This is a genomic window from Lentzea sp. NPDC102401, assembly GCF_044765805.1.
GTDB classification, from domain to species: Bacteria; Actinomycetota; Actinomycetes; order Mycobacteriales; family Pseudonocardiaceae; genus Lentzea; species Lentzea sokolovensis.
Genome location: NZ_JBIWKS010000002.1, coordinates 379,962 through 399,395 on the forward strand (window position 1 = coordinate 379,962; position 19,434 = coordinate 399,395).

Annotated in this window: 12 protein-coding genes and 1 pseudogene; 5 read left to right on the forward strand and 8 right to left on the reverse strand. The window is 69.0% G+C overall.

Annotated features, from left to right (window positions below; genetic code table 11):
- Positions 1-26: 26 nt before the first annotated feature.
- Positions 27-5,114 (forward strand): annotated as a pseudogene (locus tag ACIRG5_RS07510) (SDR family NAD(P)-dependent oxidoreductase); the annotation flags it as partial.
- Positions 5,111-6,295, forward strand: coding sequence for a cytochrome P450 (locus tag ACIRG5_RS07515; protein ID WP_402901668.1), 1,185 nt, complete (start codon positions 5,111-5,113; stop codon positions 6,293-6,295). The pseudogene ACIRG5_RS07510 and the gene ACIRG5_RS07515, both read left to right, overlap by 4 nt.
- Positions 6,296-6,301: 6 nt before the next feature.
- Here the strand turns inward: ACIRG5_RS07515 and ACIRG5_RS07520 are convergent, their stop codons facing one another.
- Positions 6,302-6,664: a DUF5997 family protein gene (locus ACIRG5_RS07520; RefSeq protein ID WP_360031271.1), complete on the reverse strand. Its 363-nt coding sequence runs from the start codon at positions 6,662-6,664 to the stop codon at positions 6,302-6,304.
- Between the two features lie 57 nt (positions 6,665-6,721).
- Between ACIRG5_RS07520 and ACIRG5_RS07525 the strand changes: the two genes are divergently transcribed.
- Complete coding sequence (locus ACIRG5_RS07525; RefSeq protein WP_402901671.1) at positions 6,722-7,426, forward strand: LysR family substrate-binding domain-containing protein; 705 nt, start codon at positions 6,722-6,724, stop codon at positions 7,424-7,426.
- Positions 7,427-7,428: 2 nt separating this feature from the next.
- On the opposite strand, the gene ACIRG5_RS07530 is transcribed toward ACIRG5_RS07525, so the two are convergent.
- The 4 genes from ACIRG5_RS07530 to ACIRG5_RS07545 are packed head-to-tail and all read right to left on the reverse strand — an operon-like array spanning position 7,429 to position 11,245.
- On the reverse strand, positions 7,429-7,623 hold the full coding sequence (locus ACIRG5_RS07530) for a ferredoxin (RefSeq protein ID WP_319973444.1): 195 nt from the start codon (positions 7,621-7,623) through the stop codon (positions 7,429-7,431).
- Between the two features lie 12 nt (positions 7,624-7,635).
- A complete protein-coding gene (locus ACIRG5_RS07535) occupies positions 7,636-8,805 on the reverse strand; it encodes a cytochrome P450 (RefSeq protein ID WP_402901674.1) in 1,170 nt (389 codons plus the stop codon).
- A 3-nt stretch (positions 8,806-8,808) separates the two neighbouring features.
- Positions 8,809-9,864 (reverse strand): DegT/DnrJ/EryC1/StrS family aminotransferase, encoded by a 1,056-nt coding sequence (locus ACIRG5_RS07540; protein WP_402901677.1) that lies wholly within the window; start codon positions 9,862-9,864, stop codon positions 8,809-8,811.
- 7 nt (positions 9,865-9,871) lie between these two features.
- The gene (locus tag ACIRG5_RS07545) at positions 9,872-11,245 is read right to left on the reverse strand and encodes a glycosyltransferase (RefSeq protein ID WP_402901680.1); all 1,374 of its coding nucleotides are present in this window, start codon (positions 11,243-11,245) and stop codon (positions 9,872-9,874) included.
- A gap of 209 nt (positions 11,246-11,454) precedes the next feature.
- Between ACIRG5_RS07545 and ACIRG5_RS07550 the strand changes: the two genes are divergently transcribed.
- Positions 11,455-14,205 carry an AAA family ATPase gene (locus ACIRG5_RS07550; RefSeq protein ID WP_402901683.1) on the forward strand — a complete coding sequence of 917 codons (2,751 nt, stop codon included), beginning with the start codon at positions 11,455-11,457 and terminating at the stop codon, positions 14,203-14,205.
- A gap of 86 nt (positions 14,206-14,291) precedes the next feature.
- Positions 14,292-15,563, forward strand: coding sequence for a DUF222 domain-containing protein (locus ACIRG5_RS07555; protein WP_402901686.1), 1,272 nt, complete (start codon positions 14,292-14,294; stop codon positions 15,561-15,563).
- On the opposite strand, the gene ACIRG5_RS07560 is transcribed toward ACIRG5_RS07555, so the two are convergent.
- The 3 genes from ACIRG5_RS07560 to ACIRG5_RS07570 are packed head-to-tail and all read right to left on the reverse strand — an operon-like array spanning position 15,560 to position 19,429.
- A complete protein-coding gene (locus ACIRG5_RS07560; RefSeq protein ID WP_402901689.1) occupies positions 15,560-17,137 on the reverse strand; it encodes a bifunctional 3-(3-hydroxy-phenyl)propionate/3-hydroxycinnamic acid hydroxylase in 1,578 nt (525 codons plus the stop codon). The genes ACIRG5_RS07555 and ACIRG5_RS07560 overlap by 4 nt on opposite strands.
- A 25-nt stretch (positions 17,138-17,162) precedes the next feature.
- Positions 17,163-18,371, reverse strand: a complete 1,209-nt coding sequence (locus ACIRG5_RS07565; RefSeq protein WP_402901692.1) for a 3-deoxy-7-phosphoheptulonate synthase — start codon at positions 18,369-18,371, stop codon at positions 17,163-17,165.
- A 35-nt stretch (positions 18,372-18,406) separates the two neighbouring features.
- Positions 18,407-19,429, reverse strand: coding sequence for an FkbO/Hyg5 family chorismatase (locus ACIRG5_RS07570; RefSeq protein WP_402901694.1), 1,023 nt, complete (start codon positions 19,427-19,429; stop codon positions 18,407-18,409).
- Between the last annotated feature and the right edge of the window lie 5 nt (positions 19,430-19,434).

Here is a 19,434-nt window from a genome sequence, read left to right on the forward strand (position 1 = left end):
ACCACGCGGACGGAAGGTTTCCGGCGATGCCGAACGAAGAGAAGCTCGTTGAGTACCTGAAGTGGGTCACCGCCGATCTCGCCCAGACCCGCCGGCGGCTGGAGGAGGTCGAGTCCGGCAAGCATGAGCCGGTCGCGATCGTGGGCATCGCCTGCCGCTTCCCCGGTGACGTCCGCTCGTCGGAAGACCTGTGGGAGTTGGTGTCGCAGGGCCGCGACGCCATCACCGGGTTCCCGACCGACCGCGGCTGGGACCTCGGCACCCTGGCCGGCGGCACCAGCGCGACGCTGCAGGGCGGATTCCTCTACGACGCCGCCGACTTCGACCCCGGCTTCTTCGGCATCTCGCCGCGTGAGGCGCTGGCGATGGACCCGCAGCAGCGACTCCTGCTGCAGGCCACGTGGGAGGCCGTCGAACGCGCGGGCATCGACCCGACGTCGTTGCGCGGCTCGCGGACCGGTGTGTTCGTCGGCACCAACGGCCAGGACTACGGCCACGTCCTGATCGCCTCGCAGGAGGACGTCGAGGGGCACGCGGGCATGGGCACCGCGGCCAGTGTCATCTCCGGCCGCATCTCCTACACGTTCGGTTTCGAGGGCCCGGCCGTCACCGTCGACACCGCGTGCTCCTCGTCGTTGGTGGCCCTGCACCTTGCTTCTCAAGCGCTGCGCAACGGCGAGTGCTCGCTCGCACTGGCCGGTGGCGTCACCGTCATGGCGACGTCTTCGAACTTCGCCGGATTCACCCGGCAGGGCGGCCTCGCGACCTCGGGCCGGTGCAAGGCGTTCTCGGACGACGCGGACGGCACCGGCTGGGCCGAGGGCATCGGTGTGCTGCTCGTGGAGAAGCTCTCCGACGCCCAGCGCAACGGTCATCCGGTGCTCGCCGTCGTCGCCGGCAGCGCGATCAACCAGGACGGCGCCTCCAACGGCCTCTCCGCCCCGAACGGCCCCGCCCAGCGCGAGGTGATCAAGGCCGCGCTGGCCTCGGCGGGCCTGTCGGCGTCCGATGTGGACGCCGTCGAGGCCCACGGAACCGGGACGGTGCTGGGAGATCCGATCGAGGCCGAGGCGCTCCTCGCCACCTACGGGCAGGACCGCGCGACGCCACTGCGGCTCGGCGCGATCAAGTCCAACATCGGCCACACCCAGGCCGCGGCCGGCGTCGCGGGCGTCATCAAGATCGTGGAAGCACTGCGTCACGACACCCTCCCGCCGACCCTGCACGTCAGCGAACCCTCGTCGCACGTCGACTGGTCGGCGGGCAGCGTCACCCTGCTGACGGAGACCACCGCCTGGCCGCGGGGCGGCAAACCCCGCCGCGCCGGCATCTCGTCCTTCGGGGTGAGCGGCACCAACGCCCACGTGATCATCCAAGAGGCCCCAGAACTGTCAGACCTGCCTGAGATGATTGGGATGGGGGAGGAAAGCCCCCTGGGGGCCAGCCAGCCGGAATCGATTCAGGGGCTGGCGGGCCGGCATCCGCTCGTCGTCTCGGCGAAGTCGGCGAACGCCCTGAAAGCGCGCGTCGAGCAGGTCAAGGCCCTCGAAGGAGAGCCGCAGGACATCGCGTACTCGCTGCTCACCACCAGGCCGACGACGTTCGACCACCGCGCGGTGCTCCTCGACGGTGACGTCATCGCGAGCGGGACCGTGCAGCGCAAGCCGTTCGCCGCGCTGTTCTCCGGCCAGGGTGCCCAGCGCGTCGGCATGGGCAAGGAGCTGTACGAGGCGTTCCCCGTCTTCCAGGAGGCCCTCGACGCCGCCCTCCACCATCTTCCCGCGGGCCTGAGGCAGGTCATGTGGGAGGACGAGACCCGGCTCGACCAGACCGGCCACGCCCAGCCCGCGCTGTTCGCGTTCGAGGTCGCGCTGTACCGGCTGCTGGAGAGCTACGGCTTCAAGGCCGACCACGTCGCGGGCCACTCGATCGGCGAGATCGCCGCCGCGCACGTCGCCGGCGTCCTGAGCCTCGAAGACGCCGCGAAGCTCGTCACGGCCAGGGCGAGCCTCATGCAGAACCTCCCGGCAGACGGCGTGATGATCGCGCTTCAGGCCACCGAGGCCGAGGTCGCGCCGCACCTCACCGCGGGCGTCTCCCTGGCCGCCGTCAACGCCGAGGACTCGGTCGTCGTCGCCGGTGTCGAGGAGGAGGCGCGGAAGATCGCCGCGCGGTTCGCCGACCGCAGGACCAAACAGCTGAAAGTCAGCCACGCGTTCCACTCGCCGCTGATGGAGCCGATGCTCGACGACTTCCGGGCCGCCATCAGGACCATCACGCTGAACCCGCCGAAGATCCCGTTCAGCGCCACCGGCGACGTCACGAACCCCGAGTACTGGGTCAGCCACGTCCGCGACACCGTGCGCTTCGCCGACAACGTCAGCCGCGTCAAGGAAGCCACCCACGTCGAGATCGGCCCCAGCGCCGTCCTGGCCGCCCTCGTGGACCGCGCCATCCCGACGATGCGCAAGGACAAGGACGAGGTCACGGCGTTCATCACGGCCCTGGCCACGCTCTACACCGCCGGTGCCAGGATCGCCTGGCCCACCGAAGGCCAGAAGACCGCGCTGCCCACCTACCCGTTCGACACCGAGCGGTTCTGGCCGCGGAGCACCATGGCCCCCGGCGCCCAGCCGAACGCCAGCCGCCCCGCGCTCTACGAGCTGAACTGGGTGAAGTCCACAGTGGACGCGCCGGGCATCACGGGCGCGCGCTGGGCGATCATCGGCGGTGACGAGTTCGACCTCGCCCACGTCCTGTACGCGGCGGGCCAGTCCGTCAGCGGCTACGGCGAAACCCTCACCGAGGCCGCCCAGAACACCACGCCGGACGTGTTCGTCGTGGCCGTCACGGGTGACAACACCCCGGAGACGACCCACGCGCAGACCCAGCGAGCGCTGAGCATCCTGCAAGAGGCGCTGACGTTCGAGAACTCGCGCGTCGTCTTCGTCAGCCGCGGCGCCGCGGCAGGTGAAGACCTGGCGGCGGCCGCTGTGTGGGGCCTGGTCCGCACCGCGCAGGCCGAGAACCCCGGCCGGTTCCTGCTCGTCGACAGCGACGGCCTCGACGTCTCCGGCGCCCTGCTCACCTCGCTCGTCAACGGCGACGAACCGCAGGTCGTCGTCCGCGAGGGCAAGGTCGAGGTCGCCCGCCTCAGGGAACTGCCCGAGAACCCGGACGCCAGGTACGAGTGGAGCGAGGACGACACCGTCCTGATCACCGGCGGCACCGGCGGGCTCGGCGCCGAACTGGCGAAGCACCTCGTCACCAGGCACGGCGTCCGGCACCTCCTGCTCGCCAGCCGTCGCGGCGAGGAGGCGCCCGGCGCCCAGAACCTGAAGCAGGAGCTGGAGAACAAGGGCGCCACCGTCACCATCGCGGCCGCCGACGTCTCGAACCCCAACGACGTCCAGACCCTGTTCGCCGCCACCGAACGCCCGCTCACCACAGTCATCCACACGGCGGGCGTGCTGGACGACGCCCTCGTCGACGCGCTCACCCCGGACCGCCTCCGAGCCGTCCTCACGCCCAAGGTCGACGCCGCGCACCTGCTCGCCCAGCGCGACCTCAAGCTGCTGGTGCTCTACAGCTCGGTCTCCAACGTCATGGGCGCGCCCGGCCAGGGCAACTACGCCGCCGCCAACTCCTACCTCGACGCCCTCGCGCAGACCAGGCCGAACACCATCAGCCTCGCCTGGGGCCCGTGGGCGCAGGACAGCGGCATGACCGCGGGCCTGAGCGACGCCGCCCTGGACCGCATCGCCCGTTCCGGCATGCCGCCACTCGCCGCCGAACAGGGCCTCGCACTGCTCGACGCCGCACTCGCCGAGAACAGGCGCGTCGTGATCCCCCTGCACGTCAACCGCAACCAGCAGCGCGTCGCCCCGCTGCTGCGCGACATCGTCGACGAGCAGCTCCTCCCGCAGCAGAGCCAGCTGGCGGCCGTGACCGTTCTCGACCGGCTGCGCAACCTCGACGCCGACGACCGCGTCGACCAGGTCCGCGAACTCGTCGTCGGCACGTGTGCCGCGCTGCTCGGCCACAACGACAAGTCCACAGTGGATGCCGAGAAGAACTTCCTGGAACTGGGCTTCGACAGCCTCATCGCCGTCGAACTGCGCAACCAGCTCAACGACATGCTCGCCCTCAAACTCCCCGGCAGCGCCGTGTTCGACAGCGGCACCCCGGCCGCGCTCGCCGCGAGGGTCGACGCCGAACTGGGCACCATCACCGGGCCCGCCACGAGCAACGGCATGACGGTCGCCACGCACGACACGGTGTTCGGGCTGTTCATGGACAGCGTCACGGGCGGCAAGGTCGTCGAAGGCCTGAGACTGCTCAAGGCCGTCGCCAACCTGCGCCCCATGTTCGACAGCCCGGCCGAACTGGAGGACCTGCCCGTCCCCGTCACCCTCGCCGACGGCCCGAAACTGCCGAAACTGGTCTGCGTCAGCGCACCCGGCGCCACCGCCGGCGTGCACATGTACGCGAGGCTCGCGGCCCATCTGCGCGGCAAACGCCACGTCTCAGCACTGCCGCTCATCGGGTTCAACGAAGGCGAAGCGTTGCCGCGCACCACCGAAGCAGCGGCCAGGTTCGTCGCGGAAAGCATCCTCAACGGCACCGACGGCGACCCGTTCGTCCTCGTCGGACACTCCTCCGGCGGCACCCTCGCCTACTTCGCGGCCGCCGTGCTCGAGGAGACCTGGGGGATCACCCCGGAAGCGGTGATCATGCTCGACACCCTGAGCATGAACTACAACTCCAGCGAGGGCATGGACTTCGGCGCCGTCACCACGAACTACTTCAACACCATGGACTCGCCCGCGGTGAACATGAACAGCACGCGGCTGTCCGCGATGGCGCACTGGTTCCCGCTCATCATCGACACCGGCCTCCACACGACGGTCCCGAAACTGCTCATCCGCTGCGCCAACGAGGTCAAGGGCACCGACCTCGTCACGACCAGCCAGGACGTCGACGTGCCCGCCGACGAGATCCGCGTCGTCGCCACCGACCACATGGCGATGGTCAAGGAGGACGCGGGCGTCATCGCGGACGTGATGGAGGACTGGCTCAGCACCCGTATCGAGAAACTGGAAGGCGTCCGATGACCACATCGCAGGAACTGCCCCTGATCGGGGTCGAACTGCCGTCGATCCTGACGTTCAGCGAACTCCGGCTGCGGTTGCGGGAACAGGCGCCGGTGTGCCGCATCCGGACGCCCGCGGGCGACGAGGGCTGGCTCGTCACCCGCCACGCCGAGGTGAAGTCGCTGCTGCAGAACCAGAAGCTCGGCCGCAGCCACAAGGACCCGGCCAACGCTCCGCGGTACTTCCGCAACCCGATGCTCGACATGCTCATCACCGCCGACGACATCGAGGTCGAGAAGGAGCGCCACGAGAAGAAACGCGTCCTCTACACCAAGAGCTTCGCCGCCCGCCGCGTCATCGAACGCCGCGAGCGCGTCGTCGGCATCGCGAACGAGAAGCTCGACGCGATCATCGCCGCCGGTCAGCCCGCCGACCTGCACAGCGCCTACTCGATGGACTACTCGCAGCAGGCGCTCTGCGACATGGTCGGCATCCCCGTCGAGGACCGCGCCAAGCTCCTGGAGATGATGGACACCGTCGGCGCCTCCGACCAGGAGTCCGCCGAGGCCGGCATGGACCCGCTGTTCGGATTCGCCGCCGACATCGGCGAACGCCGCAGGTCGGAACTCGGCGACGACGTCATCTCGCGGTTCATCGAGACCGGTCTGACCAACTCCGAGATCGGCCTCCACGTCGTCACGCTGCTGTTCACGGGCCTCGCGGGCCTCGCGAGCCACCTCGACTTCGGCGTGCTGCTGTTCCTGCGCAACCCCGAGCAGCGCGCGAAGGCCATGGCCGATCCGGAGATCATGGCGCGCGCCGTCGACGAGGTCATGCGCGCCACGATCAGCTCGCCCGTCCTGCCCCGCTACGCCAGCGAGGACATCGAGATCGGGGGCGTCACGATCAAGGAGGGCGACCTCGTGATGCTCGACTTCAGCCTCGCCAACTTCGACCCGCGCGCGTTCGAGAACCCGAACGACTTCGACGTCACCCGCTCACCGAACCACCACTTCACGTTCGGTCACGGCATGCGGCACTGCACCGGCGCCCCGCTCGTGCGGATCATCCTCGCCGTCGCCTACACCGCGCTGTTCGAACGCCTGCCCACGCTGCGGCTCGCGGTGCCGGAGTCGGAGCTGGAGTCCCACCCCGGCGGCAGGCTCGCGGGCGGTCTGGAGAGGTTTCCCGTCACCTGGTGAGCAGGGTCACTCCGCTTCTTCCTCGAGGCGCGCCTTCTCCGCCAGGCGCGCCTCTTCGGCCTTGAACTCCTTGTAGGTGGCGCGCTCGCGCACCAGCCAGTCCGGGTTCTCGTCCTTGATGGCGGTGATCTGGTCGGTGGTGAGCGCCTCGGTGATGCCGGCGCGCACCAGGCCCGACGCCGAGATACCGAGCTTCTGCGCGATGAGCTGCTTGGGGTGCGGGCCGTTGCTGCGCAGGTTCGCCAGCCACTCCGGCGGGTTGGCCTGCAGCTCGTTCAGCTCGTCGCGCGACACGACGCCGGCCTGGAACTCCTCGGGGGTGGCCTCGAGGTACACGCCGAGCTTCTTGGCGGCGGTGGCGGGCTTCATCGTCTGCTGCGACTTCATGCGGAAAAGAGTAACGGGCTCGTCCGGTAGCCTCAGCACGTGACCGGCTCTTTCACGCTCGCGTACGTCCCAGGTGTGACGCCGGGCAAGTGGGCACGGGTCTGGGAGGAACGCCTGCCGGAGACCCCGCTGACCCTCGTTCAGGTGACCGTCGCCGAAGCAGGGGCGAAGGTGCGGTCCGGTGAGGCCGACGCCGCACTGCTGCGGCTGCCCGGCGACCGCGAGGACCTGCACGCGATCCCGCTCTACACCGAGACCAGCGTCGTCGTGTTCCCGAAGGACCACGAGTTCGCCGCGGCCGACGAACTGTCCGTCGAGGACCTGGCGGAGCACGTCCTGTGGCAGCCGCTCGACGACCCGCTCGACTGGGACGAGCAGCCCGGTCAGCCGCCGGTCGAACGGCCCGAGACCACCGCGGACGCCATCCAGATCGTGGCCGCAGGCGTCGGCATGCTGGTCGTACCGCAGTCACTGGCGCGGCTGCACCACCGCAAGGACCTCAAGTACGTGCCGCTCTCGGACGCGCCGCAGTCCCGCGTGGCGCTGTCGTTCCCGATCCGCGACGAGAACCCCGAGCTGATCGAGCACATGATCGGCATCGTCCGCGGCCGCACGGTCAACAGCACCCGTGGGCCCGCGCCGGAGCCGGTCAAGAAGCAGGCGCCCCAGCAGCAGCGACGAGGCCCCGCGCCCCAGCAGAAGCGGCAGCCTGCCAAGCGGGCGAAACCCCGTCGCGGTCGCTGACGTCAGTCGTGCACCGTGATCGCCTGGGCCGGGCAGATGCCCCTGGCCGTCCTGGCGGCCGACTCCGCGTCACCCGAAGGGCTGGCGTCGAGCACCGTGACGAACCCGTCGTCGTCCTGGTCGAACACGTCCGGCGCGGCCAGCACGCACTGTGCCGAGCCGATGCACTTGCCGGTGTCCACACTGATCCGAGCCATGACGATCCCTTCTCACCAACGCACAGGTAGCGCGTGGAGTCCGAAGAGGACTCCGTCGTACTTGAACCGCAGCTCTTCGAGCGGCACCGCGACCTCCAGGGTCGGGATCCGCTTGAACAGGCCGCGGTAGGCGACGTCCATCTCCAGCCGCACCAGGTTCTGCCCGAGGCACTGGTGCACGCCGTACCCGAACGCCACGTGCCCGGTGGCCGAGCGGGACGGGTCGAACTCGTCCGGCCGCTCGAACATCCCCGGGTCGTGGTTCGCGCCGGCCACGAGCGGCACGATGCCCTCGCCAGCCCTGACCAGCTGGCCGCCGATCTCGACGTCCTCGACCGCCACCCGCAACGCCACCAGATCCGCGACGGAGTGGTAGCGCAGCAGTTCCTCGATCATGCGGTCGTCGTCGATCCACTGCTTCTGCTGCAACAGCGTGACGACGCCGAGCGAGATGTTGTTCGCCGTCGTCTCGTGGCCCGCGATGAGCAGCAGCATCGAGACGCCCGAGAGCTCCTGCGGCGTCAGCAGACCGCCCTGCAGCAGCTTGCTGATCAGGTCGTCACCGGGACGCTTGGACTTGATCGTGATCAGCCGGTTGATGTAGCGCAGCAGGTGCTCGGACGCCTTGTCCCGCTGCTCGTCGGTCGAGGTCAGCGTCACGAGGACCTTCGTCTTCTCCTCGAAGAAGTCGCGGTCCACCTTCGGCACGCCCAGCAGGGCCGAGATCACCAGCGACGGCACCGTCAGCGAGAAGTCCTCGACCAGCTCGGCCGTGTTCCCCCTGGCCAGCATCTGGTCGATGGCGTGGTCGACGATCTGCTCGACCGCCGGCCGCAACGCCCTGATGCGGCGCACCGTGAACTCGGGGATCAACGCCTTGCGGAACCTGTTGTGGTCCGGCGGGTCCAGCGACACGAACCAGCCAGGCACGTCGTCCGCGGACGGTGCGCCCACGGTGCGCGACGGACGTGGAAACCCCTCGTGCGTCGGGTTGGAGCTGATGCGCGGATCGGTGAGGACCGCGCGCACCTCCTCGTGCCTGGTCACCAGCCACACCGTCTCGCCCGACGGCAACGCGGCCTTCGTCAGGCCGGGTTTCGTGCGGAACCCCTCGTACTCGGGAGGAGGGAACGGCACGCCGGGGCGGCGCATCATGAACGGGACCAGGTCAGTGCTCGTCATGTCTCATCCCTCGTAGAACCGGCGGACCTGCGCCACGATGTGGTCCTGGTCGTCCTCGGTCAGCTCGGCGTGGGTGGGGAGGTACAACCCGTCCTCGGCGAACCGGTTCGCGTTCAGCGTCGGCCACACCGGGTCGAGATAGCCGGGCTGCCTGCTCATCGGCTTGAAGAAGAGACGGGTCTCGACACCGTTGTCCGCCAGGAAGGTCCTGAGCTCCTCACGGCGTTCCGCGCGCAGGTCGTACATCCACAACACGTCCCGCGGCGGCATGAGGGTGATGCCGGCGATGCCACGAAGACCCTCGTCGTACCGCTTCTCGATCTGTGCGCGCGTCGCGATGATCTCGTCGAGGCGTTCGGTCTGCGCGAGCGCGACCGCGGCCTGCAGGTTGGTCATCCGGAAGTTGTAGGCGAGCTTCTTGTGCAGGAAGCTGTGGTCGCTGGTGAACGCCATGCCGCGCAGGTGCGCCATCTGCCGCGCCAGGTGGGGGTCGTTCGTGACGCAGACGCCGCCCTCGCCCGAGGTGATGACCTTGTTGGCGAACAACGAGAACGCGGCGATGTCACCGGTCGGCTTGACGCCGTGCGCCTCGGCCGAGTCCTCGACGACGCGCAGGTTGTACTCGTAGGCCAGTTCGAGGATCGGGTCCATGTCGCACTGCCGGCCGTAGACGTGCACCGGCATGATCACCTTGGTGCGCGGGGTGATCTTCTCCTCGATCTTCGTGACGTCGATGTTCAGGTCGTCGGCGCAGTCCACGAAGACGGGGGTGGCGCCGGTGTAGGTCACGGCCCACGCCGACGCGATCATCGTGAACTCGGGCACGATCACCTCGTCGCCGGGACCAACGCCCAGAGCCCTCAGCGCGAGCGTCAGAGCAGTTGTGCCGGAGGAACACGCGACGCCGTACTTGACGTCGTTGTAGGAGGCGAAGGCCTCCTCGAACTGCGGCACGTACGGCCCCTGCGAGGAGATCCAGCCGTCCGTCACGGCCTTCGTCGTGTACTCGAGCTCGTTGCCGCGCAGCGAAGGCATCGAGACGGGATAGCGGTAGCTCATCGTCAACTCACTTCGAGGCCAGTGCGGGCAGAGAGAGGATCAGGTCGGCGGCGGTCTTGCGGCCGCCGGCGGAGTGCTGCAGCGCCGCGAGACGTTCGGCGTTCTCGGTGAACCCCGGGTCGTCCAGGACGCGGGTCAGCTTGTCCACCACGTCGTGCGGGTCGACGGTGTGCGGCTTGTCCAGCGTCAGCCCGACACCGAAGCTCGTGGCGCGGATCGCCTGGTCGTAGCAGTCGACCCACAACGGCCGTGAGACCATCGGCTTGCCGAAGTAAATGCTTTCGGTGTAGGCGTTTCCGCCCGCGTGCGTGAAGAACAGCTTGACGTTCGGGTGCGCCAGCACGTCGAGCTGCGACGGCACCCAGGTCTCGATGCGCAGGTTGCCGGGAAGCGTGGAAGGCAGGAACTTCTGCTGGTCGCGCGGCAGCTTCCACAGGACCGAGTGCTTGCCTTCGAGGCTGTGGGCGACCTGGACGAACGCCTCGACCTGGTCCCGGGTGAGTCGCGTGATCGTGCCGAAACCCATGTACACAACGGACTTCTGCGCGTCCAGCCAGGTGCCGAGTTCGCCGGGTTCTGCCTGGGGGAGCGGCGGCACCAGCGCGCCGACGGTGCGGATCTTCTCCGGGACGTCGAACGGGTAGTCCATCTCCGGGATCGAGTAGCACAGCACCATTTCGGCCTGCTCGACCCGCGCGAACTGACCGGACGCCTTGGGGGAGATGCCCAGCTCGGCGATCACCTTGGCGTTGCGCGCGTTGCGGTCCTTGTTGTCCTTGGTGAACGCGGTCGCGAGCGTGCGCCAGCCGAAGAGCCTGTTGGCCCAGCGCTGGGTCCAGGACATGCCGGCGGGCAGGCCGGTGTGCGGGCGCGGGAAGTCCTTCGGCGTGTAGGAGGGACCGATCGGGATCGCGGACGTCACGAGGTTCGACGCGACGAACGGGTTGCTGATCACGTACGGCACGCCCTTGGTGATGGCGACCTCGTAGCCGAACATGCACATGGACTCGACGATCATCAGCGCCGGCCGGATCTCGTCGACCAGCTCCGAAAGCTTGCGGTACTTGGGAATCCGCTGCTCGGGACGGTTGGTCTGGGCGATGACGGCCTTGCGCGCCTTGAACCGCGACCGCTGGGTCACCTTCGCGTAGACGTCGTCGGGCCAGGTGACCGAGGACATCTCCGGGATCACGTCCCCCAGCGAGAAGAACTCGATCGGCGAGCCGACCGCGGCCGCCTCGACCTCCTCGCGACCCTTGTCGTCGGTGGCGAACCACAGGTCCTCGACGCCGCGGCGCGACAGTTCCTCCGCTAGCACGAGCATCGGGTTCAGCAGGCCGCTCTCCGGCAGACTGACGAACAGGATCGGCCGCTGGCTCATGGACTTCACCCTTCGGACTGACGCCTGATGACCGCGAGCCTGCCGGACCCCGAGGTGCCCTGTCCCAGGGCGGCGGCCTTCTCCAGAAGAAGACCTAGTGTTCGAAAGCACCGGTACTCCAGGAGAACACCTAGAACTGGCGCGTATCGATTTGATGGGGATGCGTCCGCCTGCGACGCTCGATGCCTCCTGGCGAGAGGTACATCATCATGACCGGGACGTCTGACAACGGCATGACCAAGGCGAGGCTCGCGGGCCTGATCGAGCGGGACGACCAGTGGGCCACCTTGGAGACGTTGTTGACCGACTCCCTGTCAGGATCTGGAAGGGTCGCTCTGCTCACCGGCCCTGTCGCTTCAGGCAAGACCGAGCTGCTGCACGCGTTCGGCGAGGCCTCCGGCGCCGGCTTCGTCAAGGCCACCTGCTCGGCGTTCGAGCGCGATCTGCCGTTCGGGGTGGCGAGCCAGATCTTCCACCCCCTGGACGCGCCGGACGAGGTCGGCGAACTGCTCGACGCCGCCGCCCGCAGCGCTGACGGGCCGACCGCGCGCCAGTTGCACGCGTTGTGCCTGGCGCTGCTGGATCTCACGGCCGAGACGCCACTGGTGATCGGCATCGACGACGTGCAGCACGCCGACTCGTCGTCGCTGCACTGGCTGCTGTACCTGATCCGCCGCATCGGCCAGGCGAAGGTGCTGCTGATGCTCACCGAGACCGCCTCGCCGCGCGCCGCGCACACCGCCCTGCACACCGAGTTGTTGCGCCACCCGCACTGCCGCGACGTCCAGCTGGCGCCGCTGGGATCGTTGGACGAGCTGTTCGAGGCGTCGGTGCACGCCGTGGACGCGATGGCGTTGTCCGGCGGGAATCCGTTGCTGGTGCGGTCGTTGCTCGACGACCAGCGGCTCTGCAAGCCGCGCGACGACGGCGGTCTGGTGATCGGCCCCGGCTACCGGCGAGCGCTGGTCAGCTGCCTGCACCGCAGCGACCACCACGTGCTGCCCGTCGCGCGGGCGCTGGCCGTGACAGGGGAGCAGGCGACGCACGAGTCGCTGGGGCGGCTGGCTCGCACCGACACCGACACCGTGGCGTCCGCGCTGGACGTGATGAACGAGGCCGGGCTGCTGCGCGACGGCTGGTTCCGCGACCCGGCCGCGCGAGGTGCCGTGCTGGACGATCTGTCCACTCAGGACCGCAAGGAGATGTATCTCGGGGCGGCCCTGCTGCTGCACGACGAAGGTGCGCCCGCCACGGAGGTCGCTCCCTACCTGGTGATGGCCGACCACTCCGAGAACCCGTGGATGGTGCCGGTGTTCGTGGAGGCCGCCGAGCACGCCCTGCGCGACGAACAGATCGACACGGCGTTGCGCTACCTGGAACTGGCCCATCGGGCGTGCGTCGAGGTGCACGGACGCGCGGCGATCGCGGCGAAGCTGGTGCGGGTGGAGTGGCGGGTCAACCCGTCCGCGGCCGGCAGGAGGCTCGGCACGGTCGTGCCGGCGATGCGGGCCGGGCAGCTCTCCGACCGGGACGTGACGTCGCTGGTGCAGCCGATGCTGTGGAACTGCCAGGTCGACGAGGCCACCGAGGCGATGGACCGGGTCCGGCGCACCACCACGTCGAGCAACGGCCTGCGCGCCATGGAACTGTGGCTCGCCTGCTCGCACCCGACCCTGGCCCGGCGGGCGACGTCCACCCCGGAGGCCGTGAAGACCCGGACGGTGAGCCTGACCTCCGGACCGATGCTGAAGGCCGTCACCGCGCTCGCGAACGTGCTGACGTACGGCAACAACGACGCTTCGGCCACCGACGCCGAGCACGTTCTGCAGGCCGCGCGGCCGTCCGACAGCGGCTGGTGGGGGCCGGAGTCGGCGATGCTGGCGTTGCAGGCCCTGGTCTACGCGGACCGGCTCGACGTGGCGGCGCAGTGGTGCGACAAGCTCCTGGACGAGGCGCGGACCAAGAACCTCGCGGTCGCACGCGCCTTCTTCTCCTGCGTGCGCGCCGAGGTGTCGCTGCGGCGCGGCGACCTGACCACCGCTTTCGAGCACGCCCAGAACGCCCTGGACCTCATGCCCGCCGGTGGGTGGGGCGTGGCGCTGGGCATGCCGCTGGGGATCCTCATCAACGCGGCCACCAAGATGGGACGGCACGAGGACGCGGCGTCGTTCCTGGAACAGCCGGTGCCCGAGGCGATGTTCCAGTCCCGGTACGGGTTGCACTACCTGTACGCGCGCGGCCACCACTACCTGGCGACGTCCCGGCACTACGCGGCGCTCGCGGACTTCCTGTCCTGCGGCGAGCTGATGACGTCCTGGGGTGTGGATCAGCCAGGCGTGGTGCCGTGGCGGACGTCGGCCGCGGAGGCGTGGCTGCTGCACGGGGCGAACCGGGACGAGGCCAAGCGGCTGATCAACGAGCAGCTCGCCCGGCTGGGCCCGGACGCCTCGCGCACCCGAGGGGTGGCGTTGCGGTTGCTGGCCGCCACCAACCAGCCGCACAACCGGCCGCAGTTGTTGCAGGACGCCGTGGTGATCCTGGAGGAGTGCGGGGACCAGTACGAGCTGGCCCGCGCTCTGGCCGATCTGTCCAAGGCACATCAGGCCTTGCGGGAACATCGGCGCGCGTGGACCGTCGCCCGGCGGGCGTGGCACGTGGCGAACGTCTGCGACGCCGCCGAGTTGTGCGAGGAGTTGCTGCCCTCGCGCGGGAAGGCCGACGGCGAGGACGCGCCGGCCGAGGAGAAGCCGGCCGATCCGATCGCGACGCTGACGGACGCGGAACGGAGGGTGGCCGCGCTGGCCGCCGTGGGGTACACGAATCGGGAGATCGCGTCGAAGCTCTACATCACGCCGTCGACCATCGAGCAGCATCTGACGCGGGTGTACCGGAAGCTGAACGTCAAGTACCGCAAGGATCTCCCGGCGGATCTGCACTCGTACCTGCCGAGCACGGCGTGATCCTCCACTGAGGACGCCACGCTTTCACTCGATCGTGTTCGCGCTGGCCCGTTATCAAAACGTGATCTTGCGGTAGTGTCGAACACATGAGCGAACCGGACCCGTGCCTCCTCTCGACTGACGAGCTGCTCAGCAGCGTCGTCAGCGAGGTCGTGGAGATCAGGGTTCGTGAGCACGCGGTGCTGCGGAAGCTCGCCGAACTGGACCGTCGCGGCGCCGCCGAGGAACTCGGTTACAAGGACCTGCCGCAGGTGCTGCGGCACGCGGTCCGCTGGGACCTGAAGACCGCTCGGCAGTGGCTCGCGAACGCGCACGCCCTGAGTCACGACATCACCCCGACGGGCAGCAGGCTGGAACCGGATCTCCCGGTGACCGCCGCCGCGGTCGCGGAGGGCACGCTGTCGGCCGACCACATCTCCGCCGTCGCCGAGGTGATGAAGAAGCTTCCCGCCGCGGCCGAAGCCCCGGTGGTGGAGTTCGCGCAGGCCCACGAGCCGAGCGCGGTCCGCTCCTTCGGCAAGGAACTGGCCTACCGCCTCTACCAGGACGACCCGGAGCCCCGCGACACCGAGCCCGCACCGCCGACGAACCAGCACGTGATGCGCTGGAAGGGCGAGTGCCTGGAGATCTGGGCGAAGCTCGACAAGATCACCGGCGCGAAGTACGAGGCGCTGATGGACCCGTTGGCCAAGCCGCGCCCGGAGACGCCCGAGGAAGGCCCGGACCTCCGCACGCGCTCCGAACGCGAGGGCGACGCACTGGCCGAGCTCGTCGACCTGATGCTGCGCGCCGACCAGCTGCCCGAACACGGCGGCGAACCGGTCAGCCTCACCCTGACGATGCGCTACGAGGACCTGGTGAGCCAGGCGGGCCAGGCGATGCTCGACAACCGCGAGCGCATCCCGGCCGCCGAAGCCCGTCAGCTCGCCTGCAACGCCGGCATCATCCCGCTGGTCCTGGGCGAACGCTCCCAGCCGCTGGACATCGGCCGCAAGGCCCGCACGTTCCCCGCCGCGATCCGCCGAGTGCTGGTGGCCCGCGACCAGGGCTGCGCCTTCCCCGGCTGCGAGCGCCCGCCGAAACACTGCGACGCCCACCACGTCCGGTTCTGGTCCAACGGAGGCGGCACCTCCGTCGACAACGCCGTGCTGCTGTGCCGCAACCACCACCGCATGATCCACCACAGCGAGTGGGAGATCAGGATGGTGCACGGCCTCCCGCGCTTCTACCCACCGGGCTGGCTGGATCCGGACCGCGCCGCCCGCCGCAACGTGCTCCACGCTGAGAGCCCGGGCACGCTGACGCCCAGCTGGGTGTTGCCACGACCACGTCCTCGACCGGCTCCGGCCTTGGTCTAGCGCACCAGCGGCAACTGCGCCTTCAAATCGTTCACCAGCGCGGGCAGGTCGGCCCGGTCCGCTGCGAACCCGAACACGTAGTAGTCCGGCCGCACCAGCGCCGCCACCTTCTTGTACCCGGCCAGCCAAGGGAGATAGAGGCGCTCGACGTCCACGACCTCGTGCGCACGGGCGATCTTCGGCGGAATCCCGGCCGGCATCACCCGCACCAGGTGCGTTCCCAGCGACTTCAGGAACTCCAGCTCGTCCTCACCCAGCGCCTCGTACGGGTCGAGCGTCGTGATCAGCTGCCACCCGCGTCCGACGACGTCGTCGAACCGGTCCCGCTGGGTTCCCCGCGCCACCACGCCCTGGGGCGACAGTTCGCCGTGCGGCAGGGCGATGTCCGGAGTGCGCCGGACGATGCCGTCCTCCAGTGCGTAGGCGGACGGCGCGAGGTCCACGCCCTCGGGCTTGGCCTGCATGGCGATCAGGAACGCGTCCCGCCGGGCCGCGGCCACCGGGTCGAGCTCCGACACGATCTTGCCCACCTCGATCGACATCTCGATCGTGTGCCGTACCTGCAGGGCGCGCTCGGCCTGGTACGCGTCGAGCAACGAGTCAGAGGCCAGGTCCCGCAGCACCAGGTCGAGCTTCCACGCCAGGTTCACCGAGTCGCGGATGCCGGAACACATGCCCTGACCGGCGAACGGCGGCATCAGGTGCGCCGAGTCCCCGGCCAGCAGCATCCTGCCGTTGCGCCACTTGTCCGCCATCGCCGCCTGGAACGTGTAGACGATGTTGCGCGTCAGGTCGGCGTTCGCGGGGGTCACGTCGTAGGGCGCCAGAAGCTCCCACATGCGCTCCACAGTGGACATCTCTTCGATCGACTCGCCGGGCAGCCGCATGAACTCCCAGCGCCGGTGCCCGCGGCCGGACGCGACGATCGTCGTCGGCCGGGCCGGGTCGCACACCTGCACGTCGTTCGGCCGGAACGCGCGCTTCTCGTGGAAGACGACGTCGACCAGCAGCCAGTCGTGCTTGAAGTTCAGGTCGATCATCCGCGAGCCCATGACGTCGCGGACGAAGCTGTTGGCGCCATCGCAGCCGATGACGTAGGACGCCGTGACGTCACCCTCGTGGTCAGGGCCGGGCGCGGTGATCGACACGTGCGAGCCGTGGTCCTCGACCGCCTCCACCTTGTGCCCGAACAACGTCGTGATGTTCGGCAAGGTCAGCACGTGTTCGCGCAGCGCCCGTTCGAACGTCGGCTGGTGCATCACGGTCGCGATCGGCCAGCCGTCGCGGCCGGGCTCGTACGGCGCCTCGAAGCTGAACAGCTCGCGGCCCTCGGCGTTCTGGAACATGTACTGGCCCAGGGGTTCGCCGAGCTCCATCAGGTCGGCGCCGATGCCGGCCGAGGCGAACGAGCGCGCGGTCTCGCCGTCGAACGCGACGACGCGCGGGAACGGGTACTGGCCGCGGTACTTCTCCAGCAGGACGACCCGCCATCCCCTGTGCGCGAGGAGGATGGACAGAACGAGGCCGACCGGGCCGCAGCCGACTACCGCGACGTCGGCGGTGTGTGACTTCATCAGTTTCCCTGTCTGCCTGGGGGAATCAGTACACCGAGTCGATCACTCCGAGCGCCTGTCCGGGGTTCAGCCGCGGGTCGCAGAGGGTCTCGTAGCGCGCGGAGAGAGCGTTCTCGTCGGGGACGGACCCGCCGACGCACTCCGTCACGTCCGTCGCGGCCACTTCCAGGTGCAAGCCGGCCGCGTGCGCGCCCTCGGTCTCGAGGATGTGCCGGAACGCCGTGGCCTCCTCGATGATATGGGTGACATGTCGAGTCTTTCGCCCAGATTCGGTGGTGACCGTGTTGCCGTGCATGGGGTCCGAGATCCAGACGACGGGGTGGCCGGCGCGCCGGACCGCGCGCACGATCGGCGGCAGGGCGACGTGGATGTCCTCGCGGCCCATGCGGACGATGAGCGTCAGGCGGCCGGGCGTGTGGTGCGGGTCGAGCAGCTGGCACAGCCGCACGACGGTCTCGGGGTCGGCCGTCGGGCCGACCTTCACGCCGACCGGGTTCGCGATCGCCGAGAACATGCTGACGTGCGCGTTCTCGAGCTGGCGGGTGCGCTCGCCGATCCACGGGAAGTGCGTCGAGGTGAGGAACTGCTCACCGGTGCGCTCGTCGGTGCGGATGAGCGCGTTCTCGTAATCCAGCACCAATGCCTCGTGAGCGACCCACGGGCCACCGGACAGTTCCTCGACACTTCCCGACCAGTGGGCGCGCACTTCTCGGATGACGGCGGCCGATGCGTCGTAAGCCTGCAACATTCGCTCCGGATCGTGCCTGCGGGCGAAAACGTCAGGCTCGAACGAATTGACCAGCTCACCGCGGAACGACGGCAGATCGACTCCGTCGATCGTTTCGAAGTTGCTCGAACGGGGCTTCGCGTACTGCCCGGCCATGCGTCCGAAACGAGCCACCTGCTGCCCGGTTCGTTCCGCCAGCCGGGACGCGATGCGCCCGATGTTGCGCACCTTTCCGGAAGTTGTCACCGGGTCGACGTCTGAAAACGATTCCGCGCAGTCCCCGAGCTGCAGGACACGCGCCTCACCGAGGGCGGCGAGACCCAGAGCGCGTTTCGCCTCGCGAATTTCGGAATGCGCGACCAGGGGGAGCGCGCCGGACAGTTCGGCCTCGATCAGGTCGTAGTCGGGGTGGTGGTGCCAGTGCGGCTGCTGCGTCGCCGGCAACGTCATCCACGGGGCCGCCGTCTGCGTCTGCGTGAACTCGGTCAGCTTCACCGTCTGAGGCATTGTTCTCGCTCCTGTATCTGGTTCGGCCGGACGAGTCAGGCGATGATGCCCTCGATCTCCACGAGGAGATCGGCGCGGCAGACGTCGACGTTCAGGTACTGGACGCGGGCGTTCGGGGAGAAACGCTCCTCGCACATCCTGCGGACCGCCGGGATGTCGGAACGGTGACGGACGTACACCTTGATGTTGTCGAGGTTCAGCAAGGAATTGCCCTGCGTGATCTCGTAGTCCGCCAGGTTCTCGTCGGAGATGAGGTGCTCGATGTTGTCCAGTGACAACTTCACCTGCGCCTCGACGTCGCCGTCGTGCAGGGTCTCGTGGCCGCGGATGCTGGCGGTGCCGGCCACGTAGATCTGCCCTGACCTGCGGTCGGTGTGCGTGCCGGCGAGGTAGGTGGCCCGCGCGAACTTGGGCGGGCGTGGGCCGTACTGCCGCGGGTAGTGGTAGGCGGCCATCTGCTTGGAGTTCTCGACCGACGTCAGCGCGGCGGAGCGGGAGGCGAGGAAGTAGAACGCGATCCCGCCGCCCTGCGACCCGATTCCGGTCGCGCTCGGGACCTCCTTGTCGCCGAAGTGGAAGAGTTCGAACGCCTCGGCGCGGCCCTTGCAGAAGTCCCGGTAGATCTCCAGGCCCTCGGCGTTGTCGCCGTTGATGTCGTTCAGGAAGTTCCACATGCGGAAGCAGTTCTTGTAGCCGAGGCCGTCCATCAGGTCGAGCGCGGCGACGTAGGCGGCGCGGGTGTCCTCGGTGTAGCGGCCCGTCGGGGCGATCCGCCCGGCGACGAGGAGGTACTCGCCGTCGTGGGCGTAAACGACGCCGTGGTGCTCGCCGGTCTCGACGGTGCCGGTGGTCGTCCACACCTCCGCGAATGCCTCGCCGAGGTCGCTCGCCATGTGCAGGTCGAGCGTGAGGAGGCCATTCTCGACGCGCGGGTCGGTGCACTCGGTCGTGTAGTTGACGACTCCGAGAACGTTTCCGGTGGCCGCTGCGTGGCTGACTTCGGTGAGGCCGGTGAACACCGAGCTGGGAAGGTTCACCGTCTGCTGCGCCTGAGTCATTGGAA